This is a genomic window from Rhodococcus sp. P4_F5 (assembly GCF_056401315.1).
Genome location: NZ_JBFUJP010000111.1, coordinates 1 through 10293 on the forward strand (window position 1 = coordinate 1; position 10293 = coordinate 10293).

The following is a 10293-nucleotide window of genomic DNA, read 5'->3' on the forward strand; positions in this document are numbered from 1 at the left end:
GGCACAGCGAAGCGACAACTACTACTTCGGCTTCGGCTTCGGCGCCGACACCAACGGATTCGCACCGCAGGTCGCACCCCGCGAGGACGCCGCCGAGAACCCGCTGCGCTACCCGTTCACCACGTTCGACGGCGGCACCGTGATGGACCGCCAGCGGACCGGGGACCGCGTGTTCGACATCAACACCGACGGCGTCGCGCAGTACGGGCTGATCCCCGACTGGATCGCGGACGCGCGCCTGGTCGCGGGTGCGGACGGCGACCAGCTCGTCGAGGACCTGAGCCGCGGCGCGGAGGCCTACCTGCAGATGTGGGAGCGGGTCGCGAGGTAGCGGGCCGCTACCGGGCGAATCGCAGGGCGGCGCGGGCGATGGCCAGCTCCTCGTTGGTCGGCACCACCAGCACCGCCACCGCCGAGTCGTCGGTCGAGATCAATCGGGCACCACGGTCTTTCGCCGTGTTGCGGTCCGGGTCCACCTCGATGCCGAGACCGGCGAGCCCGGCCAACGCGTCGGCCCGCACCTCCGCCACGTTCTCCCCGACACCGGCGGTGAAGGTGATCGCGTCGAGCCTGCCGAGCGTCACCAGGTAGGCGCCGATGTACTTGCGCAGCCGGTGCACGTAGACGTCGTAGGCCAGCACCGCGTCGGCGTCGCCCGTGTCGATCAACCGGCGCAGCTCGCGGAAGTCGTTGACCCCGCACAGACCCTTGAGCCCGGAACGGCGGTTGAGCAGGGCGTCGATCTCCTCCACGTCCATCCCGGCGCTGCGGTGCAGATGGGTCACGACGCCCGCGTCGATGTCGCCGCTGCGAGTCCCCATCACCAGGCCCTCGAGCGGGGTCAGGCCCATCGAGGTGTCGACGGCCCGGCCGCCCTCGATGGCCGACGCGGACGCGCCGTTGCCCAGGTGCAGCACGATCTGGTTGAGCTCACCCAGGTCCCGCCCCAGCGTCGCCGCAACCTGACCGGCGACGTACTCGTGCGAGGTGCCGTGAAACCCGTAGCGGCGCACCGAGTGCTCGCGGGCGACGTCCCGGTCGATGGCGTAGGTCCGGGCCCGCGCGGGCAGCGTGTGGAAGTACGCGGTGTCGAAGACCGCGACGTGCGGCACGTCGGGCAGTTCCCGCATGGCGCCCTCGATTCCGGTCGCGTTCGCCGGGTTGTGCAGCGGCGCAAGCTCGGACAGTCGGGATATCTCGGTGAGCACCTCGGGGGTGATCTCGGTCGGCTGGTAGAACACCTCGCCGCCGTGCACCACCCGGTGCCCCACCGCGGCGATGCCCGCGGACGCCAGGTCCAGCCCGACCTCGGCCAGCATCGAGAACGCCTGCCGCAGCCCCTCGGAGTGGTCGGCGATCGGCCCGCGGTGCTCGGTGTCGACGCCACCGTGCCGCAGCTTCACCAGCCCCTCGGGCTCGCCGATCCGCTCGACGATGCCGTCCGCGACGGCGTCCCCGGCGTCCGGGTCCACGAGCTGGAACTTGATCGACGACGACCCCGAGTTGATAACCAGGACAGAGCCTTTCACGACTCCCCCTTCTTCGCGGACTGGCCCTGCGCCTGGATGGCGGTGATGGCGACGGTGTTGACGATGTCCTCGATCAGCGCACCCCGGGAGAGGTCGTTGACCGGCTTGTTCAGTCCCTGCAGCACCGGGCCGACGGCGACCGCGCCGGCGCTGCGCTGCACCGCCTTGTAGGTGTTGTTGCCGGTGTTCAGGTCCGGGAAGACGAAGACGGTGGCCCGGCCCGCCACGTCCGAGCCCGGCATCTTCGCGCTGGCGACCGTCGGTTCCACCGCGGCGTCGTACTGGATCGGACCCTCCACCAACAGGTCCGGCCGCCGCTCACGGACCAGCGCGGTGGCCGTGCGCACCTTGTCCACGTCCGCGCCCGAACCCGAGTCGCCGGTGGAGTAGGAGAGCATCGCGATCCGGGGGTCGATGCCGAACTGCGCGGACGTGCGCGCGGACGAGATCGCGATGTCCGCGAGTTGTTCGGCCGTCGGGTCGGGCACCACCGCGCAGTCGCCGTACGCCAGCACGCGGTCGGCCAGGCACATCAGGAAGATGCTCGACACCGTCGACACCCCGGGCTCGGTCTTGACGATCTCGAAGGACGGGCGGATGGTGTGCGCGGTGGTGTGCGCGGCGCCGGAGACCATTCCGTCGGCAATGCCCTTGTGCACCATCATCGTTCCAAAGTAGGAGATGTCCGTCATCACCTCTCGGGCACGTTCGAGGGTCATGCCCTTGTGCGCCCGAAGTCGGGCGTACTCGGCGGCGAACTCCTCGGTGTACTCACAGTCCCTCGGGTCCAGCACCGTCGCGGCGGCCAGGTCCACGCCGAGTTCGGCGGCGCGGCGGCGCACCGGGCCCTCCTCGCCGAGGATCGTCAGCTCGGCCACCTGCCGCTGCAGCAGCCGGCTGGCGGCGCGCAGGATCCGGTCGTCGTTGCCCTCGGGCAGCACGATGTGTCTGCGGTCCGCTCGGGCCCGCTCGATCAGCTGGTACTCGAACATCTGCGGCGTCACCACCTCCGGGCGCGCCACCTCGAGCCTGGCCAGGAGTTCCGTCGAGTTCACCCGCTGCTCCATCAGACTCAGCGCGGTGTCCACCTTGCGCTGTGATCCGACCGCGACCCGGCCACGGGTGCGGGCGGCGGCCGACGCGGTGTCGAACGTGCCGAGCGTGGTCTGCAGGATCGGCAGCCGCGGCCGCAGTCCGGCCATCAGCTTCGCCACCGCCGGGTGCGGGCGCAGGCCACCGTTCATGATGATCCCGGCCAGTGACGGAAAGCCTTCCGCCTCATGCGCGTTGACGACGGCCAGCAGCACGTCGGACCGGTCGCCGGGCGCGATCACCACCATGCCCTCGGCGAGCCGCTCGAGGATGTGTTCGGCGGTCATCCCGCCGACCATCACCTGCAGCACCTCCCGCTGCAGCAGTTCGCTGTCGCCGCTGTACATCTCGCCGTCGACTGCGGTGAGCAGCTCGTCCATCGTCGGCGCCACCAGCAGCGGGACCTCCGGCAGGCTCCACGCCGGCACACCCAGCGGGGCCAGCGCCTCGGTGACCTCGTCGAGTCGCTCGGGGTCGCAGCGGTTCGCCACCACCCCGACCAGATGCGCGTGCTGGGCCCGCAACTCGGACGCGCAGATCTCGCCGAGCTTGTGGACCTCCTCCGGGGTGCGTTCGGAGCCGCGGAGCGCGAGCAGCACCGGCGCGTCCAGGTTCACCGCGATGCGCGCGTTGAAGCCGAGCTCGGTGGGACTGCCCACGTCGGTGTAGTCGCTGCCGACGATCACCACGGCGTCGCACTGCTGCGCGACCGCGTGGTAGCGGGCGACGATCTCGCTGATCGCCAGCTCCGGATCCGCGTGCACCTGTTCGTAGGTCACGCCGAGGCACTCGTCGTAGCCGAGCTCCGCGGTGGTGTGGGCCAGCAGCAGTTCCAGGATGTAGTCCGGCTCCTCGGTGGAGCGGGCGATCGGCCGGAACACCCCCACCCGGGCGGCACTGCCGGCGAGCATCTGCAGCACGCCGAGTGCGACCGTCGATTTTCCGGTGTCCCCTTCCGGAGAGGCGATGTAGATGCTCGAGAGTGCCGATTCACCGGAAGCCATGGCCCGAGCCTAGTGTCGCGGCCGACGGAGGGCAGTCCGGTGGGTCAGACCACCGGTGCCCGGTTGATGTCGGAGACGTCGGCGCCGGCCGCCTCGAGCCGCCGGAACAGCGCGTCCGGGCCGCTGTTCGACGCGAAGTCGAGTTCGCTGTCGCTGATCGGCACGGCCTGCAGCCAGGTGGTGACACCGTCGTCGTCCTCGACCAGGATCTCGAGGTCCGGCCAGATGAACGGGGCCACCAGCAGGGCGTGTCGCATCGCGGCGTCGGGGTCCACCTCGCGGACCGCGTTGGGGATGATGCAGTTCGGTGTCACATGGAACGAGCCTGTCGCGATCGCGAAGGCGCAGCGGGCCAGCACGTCCGCGAGCGGGCGGTAGTCGGCGCGGCCGACGGTGACCAGCTCGGTGCGGATCTGGGAGCCGTCGTCGGTGGTCACATTGGTGGGGAAGCGTGCCATGTCCAGGGTCGAGTAGGACGCGTACCCCGGCCCCGGGCAGCCGTCGCCGACCGCAATCGTCACCTCGTCGGGGCCCTCCCCCTCCGCGGCCTCCGGGTCGACGGCATTTCGGAACTTGAGCACCCGGGTGGCCTCGCCGAAGACGAGACCGATGCGGCGGGCGGATTCCTTGGCGTCCATGAGGGACCAGCCTAGTGATCCACCCGCCGCCGACTTGGCTCAGGCCAATGCACGCGCCTGGGTCAGGCCGATGCACGCGCCTGGGTCAGGCCAATGCACGCAGCCGCGGCTCCAGGTCGCGCTGGAACAGGTCGAGGAAGCGGCGCTGGTCGTGGCCCGGCGCGTGGAAGACCAGGTGGTTCAGGCCCGCGTCGGTGTACTGCTTGACCTGCTCGACCGCCTCGTCGGGGTCGGACGCGACGATCCAGCGCTTGGCGACCTGCTCGATCGGCAGTGCGTCCGCCGCGGCCTCCATCTCGATCGGGTCCTCGATGCTGTGCTTCTGCTCGGGGGTCAGCGACAGCGGCGCCCAGAACCGGGTGTTCTCCAGCGCCAGTTCGGGGTCGGTGTCGTAGGAGATCTTGATCTCGATCATCTTGTCGATCTCGGCGACGTCGCGCCCGACCTTCTCCGCACCCTCCGCGACCGCGGGCAGCAGCTTCTCGGTGTAGAGGTCCATGCCCTTGCCGGAGGTGCAGATGAAGCCGTCGCCCGCGCGGCCCGCGTACCGGGCGACGACCGGTCCGCCGGCCGCGATGTAGACCGGGATGCCGCCCTCGGGCACGTCGTAGATCGAGGCGCCGGTGGTGCGGTAGTACTCGCCCTCGAAGTCGGTGCGCTCGCCGGTCCACAGCGCACGCATCAGCTGCACCGATTCGCGCAGCCGCGCGAAGCGCTCCTTGAACTCGGGCCACTCGCCCTGGTAGCCGGTGGCGATCTCGTTGAGCGCCTCGCCCGTGCCGACGCCGAGCATGACGCGGCCCGGGTACAGGCAGCCCATGGTCGCGAACGCCTGCGCCACCACCGCCGGGTTGTACCGGAACGTCGGGGTCATCACCGACGTGCCCAGCTGCAGCGTCGTGGTTCGCTCGCCGACCGCGGTCATCCAGGACAGCGAGAAGGGCGCGTGACCGCCGTTGTGGCGCCACGGCTGGAAGTGGTCGGAGACCGTCGCCGAGTCCATGCCGTGCGCCTCTGCAGACACCGCCAGTTCGACGAGCTCGCGCGGGCCGAACTGCTCCGCGGACGCCTTGTACCCGAGCTTGAGAGCCACCGTTCCTCCTCTTGGAAACTGCTGTGGAAACACCGAAGTGGATGCCGTGCCGTGACGGCCGTTACAACAAATCAATCACGCTGACCCGGCCGTCGGTCCGCCGGGTCTCGATCGGCGACACCGAACTCAGACGGCACCGAGCACGGTCACCACCACGGCGGCCACCGCGACCAGCGCGATGACGACCGCGAACAGCCACAGGTCCTTCGCCTCCGGCATCGGGGCGCCGCGTTCGAGCGCGTTGCGCACCTGCAACCAGCGCCGCATGCCGACCAGCGCGGCCAGCACCGCCAACGCCAGCAGCACCAGGCCCAGCGAGGTCCGCACCCAGCCGGTGCTGAACTCCGGCACCAGGTGCACCATCGCGATGCCGCCCGCCAGGAGTCCGAGCGAGGTCCGCATCCAGGCCAGGAAAGTCCGCTCGCTCGCGAGGGTGAATCGTTCGTCGGGCCGGTCCGGTTCCACCACTCGGCCATCCTCGCACCGCAGGTCGCCAAACGCGTGGCACAACACCCTGCCCGTGAGCGCCGCGTAGTACCTGCCGAAATCCAAGACCCTCTGCCGTCACGGCCGGCGCCCGGGCGACCGAGTCGACGCGGTGAGTGATCTGTAACACTCCGCGGTCGAATTGTTATCTAACAACTGACCGCTACTCGACGCCGGCCAGGAGGACATCCACGTGACCCCATCGACAGTGAGCGGAAGCCGCACCAGGCACCTCCGCCGGACCTTCGTCGCGGCCGCACTGGCGTCCTGCGTGGTGGCCCTGCCTGCCGCACCCGCGTTCGCGCAACCCTCGTCCGGCAGCGCGGGCAGCTCCTCCGGGTCCGGCAGTTCCACAGGGTCCGGAAGTTCGGACTTCGCACTGCCCATCTCCAGCCCCGCCGGGCTGATCGCGTTGGCCGCCGCCACCACCCAGACCGGCAAGCCGTACCTGTGGGGCGGAACCGGGCCGAATGCCTGGGACTGCTCAGGCCTGACACAGTGGGCCTTCCGCCAGGCCGGCGTGAACCTGCCCCGGGTCAGCCAGGACCAGGCCTGGGTCGGCGCGTCGATCCCGTTCGCCGCGATGGCGCCGGGCGACATCGTCACGTTCCGGACCGCCAACGACCATGTCGGCATCTACGCGGGCTTCGGCCAGGTGCTCAACGCGTACGGCGCCGGCGTGCCGGTCGGGCTGACCCCGCTGTCGGAACTGCCGCCGATCAACCAGATCCGCCGCTTCTGACGAGTTGCCCGCGCTCTGGCCGCGATGAGTTCGGCCCGCGAGTCTGGTCTACATCGATGTACCCACTCGACCGACCGAGAGGACCGACCATCATGCAGAAGATCACGCCGTGCCTGTGGTTCGACACCCAGGCCGAGGACGCCGCGAAGTTCTACACGTCCGTCTTCAAGAACTCGAGCATCGGCGCCGTCAGCCGCTATTCCGAGGGCATGCCGATGCCCGCGGGCACCGTGCTGACCGTCGCGTTCACGTTGGACGGCCAGGAGTTCACCGCCCTCAACGGCGGCCCGGCGTTCCACTTCACCGAGGCGATCTCCTTCCAGATCGACTGCGCCGACCAGGCCGAGGTCGACGAGTACTGGAACCGGCTCACCGACGGCGGCGAGGAGTCGCAGTGCGGCTGGCTCAAGGACCGCTTCGGGGTGTCCTGGCAGATCGTGCCGAGCGACCTCGAGAAGTACATCGGCGGCCCGGACACCGCCGGCGCGCAACGAGCCGTGCAGGCGATGATGCAGATGCGCAAGATCGACATCGACGTGATCCGGACGGCGTACGAGCAGGACTGACCCGCTCCGTCGGCCCGCTCCGTCTCGGCCCTCTCCGAAAACACCTCCCGGCCCTGACTCGAAAAGGTACGACTCACCGTTTCGGTACAACTCGCGGAATCCGTACCGATTCCGCGTTTCGTACACATTCGGCGTGTCGTACCTTCTCAATTCACGGTGGACGGTCGTTCTCGCGGCCCAAGTCCTTGTTCGCTGCGCAGTCCTTTCGCGACACAGCCGCGACCACCGTGACGCGGCACACGACCTCCGGGACTGGTCGGTAACCCCGACCAGGCGGCACACTTGACCCGTGAGCCGCGACGAGCAGCAGTCCCCCGCCAACTGGACCTACCTGATGGACATGGACGGCGTCCTGGTCCACGAGGAACACCTGGTGCCCGGCGCCGACGAGTTCCTCGCCGAACTGCAGGCCGCGGGAACGCCCTTCGTCGTGCTGACCAACAACTCCATCCGCACCCCGCGGGACCTCCGGGCCCGGTTGGTGCGCTCCGGCCTGGACATCCCCGAGAAGTCCATCTGGACCTCGGCGCTGGCCACCGCGACGTTCCTCGACAACCAGCGGCCGGGTGGCAGCGCGTACGTGGTCGGCGAGTCCGGTCTGACCACCGCGCTGCACGAGATCGGCTACGTGCTCACCGACAACGACCCCGACTACGTGGTGCTGGGCGAGACCCGGACGTACTCCTTCGAGGCCATCACCACCGCGATCCGGCTGGTCGAGCGCGGCGCCCGGTTCATCGCCACCAACCCCGACGCCACCGGGCCGTCTCGCGACGGGTCGCTGCCCGCGACGGGCGCCGTCGCGGCACTGATCACCCGGGCCACCGGACGCGACCCGTACTACGTCGGCAAGCCCAACCCGCTGATGATGCGTTCGGCGCTGCGGGCGATCGGTGCGCACTCCGAGAACACCCTGATGATCGGCGACCGGATGGACACCGACGTGGTCTCCGGCCTCGAGGCGGGACTGCAGACCATCCTGGTACTCACCGGGATCTCCACGCGTGAGTCCGTCGAACTGTTCCCCTACCGCCCGACGCTGGTGCTGAACTCGGTGGCCGATCTCGTTGGACGGACCCAGGATCCGTTCTGAACCAACCGCTCAGGCCATACGGTCAGAGGAAATAGACCCCAGCCTCATCCGCGGACCGGCGCAGCGCCGCCACGATCTCCACCCGATTCTCGGGCGTCATCCGATCCCCCGGAGTGGACACATTCAACGCATACCGCGCAGAGGCATACTCACCCAGCGGAACCGCCACCGAGGCCACCCCCGCCTCGCTCTCCCCCATACTGGTCGCATAACCATCCTCGCGAACCTCGGCGATCCGACGGAGCAGAATCGATCGCTTGGTGATGGACTTCTCCGTCAGCCCCTCGAGAGTCTGCGACGGATACAACTCCCGCAACACCTCGTTGCTGTGCAACGAGAGCAACGCCTTGCCCGACGAGGTACAACTCGCAGGCATCGACATGCCCAATCGGGACCCCACTCGGACCGCCTGACGACTCTCGATCGAATCGACAAAGGTCACCGTCGTCCCGTCCAGACGACCCAGATGAACCGTCTCACCCAACTCGACCGAAAGACGTTCGAGGAGTGGGTGAAGCCGGGCACGCACATCGCTCTGCCGCAGCACCGCGAACGCGATCGTCGTCAACGCCGGGCCGGCCTCGTACGTCTTCGCCCCCTCGCTCTGCCGAACGAACCCGCGGTACTGCAGCATCGCGAGCAGGCGATGCGCGGTAGACGAGGCAACAGAGAGGTACTCACTCACCTCGGTGAGACGGATACTGCGACGCTCACCCAGTAACAACAGGATTCGCATTGCATTGTCCACGGATTCGATCGGGTACTGCGGGCGACTAGCGTCGCTGACCGGGGCTTTCACCCCGGCAGTATAGGGGGAGCCGACGGTGGCCAACCCCAGAACCGAAGCGTTTCTCATCACAGTCCGTTCAGCGTCGACACCGCACCGGCAGGGCAATGCGGCTTCCACCCCGCTCCACCTGCCGCAACAGCGACTTCGTGGATCGGTCCATCGGGCATCTCCCTTCCCCTGCAACAGAACTCGGATCCGAATGTCACCTGTTCCGAGTGAGCAGCCGAATCTTGCGGGTGGTGCCGGTGCCTTCGAGAGCGTCGCGCAGACCGTCGCCGAACGTGGACAGTGCAAGAACGGTGCCAACGATCATGACCGCGGGAGCGATGAGGGCGGTCGGATCGGTGTAGACACTGTTGAACGCATCGCGCAGCATGCTGCCCCACGATGTCTGCGGTGCCTGTACGCCGAGACCGAGGAAGCTCAACGATGCTTCGGCGACAATGGCAACGCCGGCAGAAAATGTGAGCTGCACCAGAATCGGTGATGCGGCGTTGGGCAGCACATGTCGCCACAGCAGCCGCCACTGGGAACATCCCAGCGCCCGGCAAGCCTCGATGTAGGTTTCTGTGGCCACCGACTCGGCAGCTCCGCGAGCGAGGCGGAAGAGTGACGGGGCAAGCACGATACCGATGGCGAGCATCGCGTTGGTCAGCCCCGGGCCGAGGATACCGACGATGGCGATGGCCAGGATCAGAGGCGGCAGCGCCTGCAATGCGTCGGACATCCGCGACAGCACCGCCCCCACCCCGCCGCCGAGCAACCCGGCGAGCAACCCGAACGGGATTCCCAACAGCGCGGCGACGCCGACGGCCTGAACGATTGCCGCGAAGGTCACCGACGCTGCATCCAGCAGTCGGCTGAGATTGTCGCGGCCGTACAGGTCGGTCCCGAGCAGGTGCGCTCCGTCGGCCGGGGCGAAGCTGTTCGACAAATCCTGCGCATTCGGATCGTACGGTGCGAGCAGGCCGCCGAACGCGGCCAGCAGCATCACAACGACGAGGAATCCCAAGGCGACCATCGCCATCCGGTTGCTCCGCAGCAAACGGAGCGGGCGACTGGTGGTCCAGAAATGGACGAAGCGATTGGGCGGACGTGTCACCCCAGCAGCGGTCGTGCTGATCATGGTCAGGCCTTTCAGACGCGGACGCGAGGATTGAGGTAGCCGTAGGTGGCATCGACGATCACGTTGATCACCACGATGAACACCGCGCAGACCATGACGATGCCGAGGATCACCGGGACGTCGCGAGAGAAGAC

The 10293-nt window shown here is 68.4% G+C and carries 10 protein-coding genes and 1 pseudogene; 4 read left to right on the forward strand and 7 right to left on the reverse strand.

Annotated elements, in window-relative coordinates:
* Window positions 1-331, forward strand: a pseudogene (locus tag AC1DU4_RS25310) (peptidase); the annotation flags it as partial.
* Window positions 332-338: 7 nt separating this feature from the next.
* On the opposite strand, the gene AC1DU4_RS25315 reads toward AC1DU4_RS25310, so the two are convergent.
* The 5 genes from AC1DU4_RS25315 to AC1DU4_RS25335 form a co-directional block, all read right to left on the reverse strand.
* Complete coding sequence (locus AC1DU4_RS25315; RefSeq protein WP_477844579.1) at window positions 339-1529, reverse strand: acetate kinase; 1191 nt, start codon at window positions 1527-1529, stop codon at window positions 339-341.
* Window positions 1526-3625 (reverse strand): phosphate acetyltransferase, encoded by a 2100-nt coding sequence (gene pta, locus AC1DU4_RS25320; RefSeq protein ID WP_477844581.1) that lies wholly within the window; start codon window positions 3623-3625, stop codon window positions 1526-1528. Before pta ends, AC1DU4_RS25315 begins: the two co-directional genes overlap by 4 nt.
* Before the next feature lie 44 nt (window positions 3626-3669).
* Window positions 3670-4263 carry a suppressor of fused domain protein gene (locus AC1DU4_RS25325; RefSeq protein WP_072846183.1) on the reverse strand — a complete coding sequence of 198 codons (594 nt, stop codon included), beginning with the start codon at window positions 4261-4263 and terminating at the stop codon, window positions 3670-3672.
* 85 nt (window positions 4264-4348) lie between these two features.
* A complete protein-coding gene (gene fgd, locus AC1DU4_RS25330; RefSeq protein ID WP_072846182.1) occupies window positions 4349-5356 on the reverse strand; it encodes a glucose-6-phosphate dehydrogenase (coenzyme-F420) in 1008 nt (335 codons plus the stop codon).
* A 126-nt stretch (window positions 5357-5482) separates the two neighbouring features.
* The gene (locus tag AC1DU4_RS25335; protein ID WP_072846181.1) at window positions 5483-5824 is read right to left on the reverse strand and encodes a YidH family protein; all 342 of its coding nucleotides are present in this window, start codon (window positions 5822-5824) and stop codon (window positions 5483-5485) included.
* A 211-nt stretch (window positions 5825-6035) separates the two neighbouring features.
* Here AC1DU4_RS25335 and AC1DU4_RS25340 point away from each other — a divergent pair, with 211 nt between their 5' ends.
* The 3 genes from AC1DU4_RS25340 (at window position 6036) to AC1DU4_RS25350 (ending at window position 8243) form a co-directional block, all read left to right on the forward strand.
* Window positions 6036-6584: a C40 family peptidase gene (locus tag AC1DU4_RS25340; protein WP_477844584.1), complete on the forward strand. Its 549-nt coding sequence runs from the start codon at window positions 6036-6038 to the stop codon at window positions 6582-6584.
* A 92-nt stretch (window positions 6585-6676) separates the two neighbouring features.
* Window positions 6677-7150: a VOC family protein gene (locus AC1DU4_RS25345; RefSeq protein WP_477844586.1), complete on the forward strand. Its 474-nt coding sequence runs from the start codon at window positions 6677-6679 to the stop codon at window positions 7148-7150.
* 334 nt (window positions 7151-7484) lie between these two features.
* Window positions 7485-8243 (forward strand): HAD-IIA family hydrolase, encoded by a 759-nt coding sequence (locus tag AC1DU4_RS25350; protein WP_477844592.1) that lies wholly within the window; start codon window positions 7485-7487, stop codon window positions 8241-8243.
* Window positions 8244-8265: 22 nt separating this feature from the next.
* On the opposite strand, the gene AC1DU4_RS25355 is transcribed toward AC1DU4_RS25350, so the two are convergent.
* Together AC1DU4_RS25355 and AC1DU4_RS25360 are read right to left on the reverse strand one after the other, a co-directional pair.
* Window positions 8266-9099: an IclR family transcriptional regulator gene (locus AC1DU4_RS25355; protein ID WP_477844588.1), complete on the reverse strand. Its 834-nt coding sequence runs from the start codon at window positions 9097-9099 to the stop codon at window positions 8266-8268.
* Window positions 9100-9235: 136 nt separating this feature from the next.
* Window positions 9236-10159, reverse strand: a complete 924-nt coding sequence (locus tag AC1DU4_RS25360) for an ABC transporter permease (RefSeq protein ID WP_477844590.1) — start codon at window positions 10157-10159, stop codon at window positions 9236-9238.
* Between the last annotated feature and the right edge of the window lie 134 nt (window positions 10160-10293).

Excerpts from the sequence above, each read along its gene's own strand:
- AC1DU4_RS25350 (WP_477844592.1), top strand. The coding sequence starts at position 7,485 with ATGGACATGGACGGCGTCCTGGTCCACGAGGAACACCTGGTGCCCGGC.
- AC1DU4_RS25345 (WP_477844586.1), top strand. The coding sequence starts at position 6,677 with ATGCAGAAGATCACGCCGTGCCTGTGGTTCGACACCCAGGCCGAGGAC.
- AC1DU4_RS25325 (WP_072846183.1), bottom strand. The coding sequence starts at position 4,263 with ATGGACGCCAAGGAATCCGCCCGCCGCATCGGTCTCGTCTTCGGCGAG.
- AC1DU4_RS25360 (WP_477844590.1), bottom strand. The coding sequence starts at position 10,159 with ATGATCAGCACGACCGCTGCTGGGGTGACACGTCCGCCCAATCGCTTC.
- AC1DU4_RS25355 (WP_477844588.1), bottom strand. The coding sequence starts at position 9,099 with ATGAGAAACGCTTCGGTTCTGGGGTTGGCCACCGTCGGCTCCCCCTAT.
- pta (WP_477844581.1), bottom strand. The coding sequence starts at position 3,625 with ATGGCTTCCGGTGAATCGGCACTCTCGAGCATCTACATCGCCTCTCCG.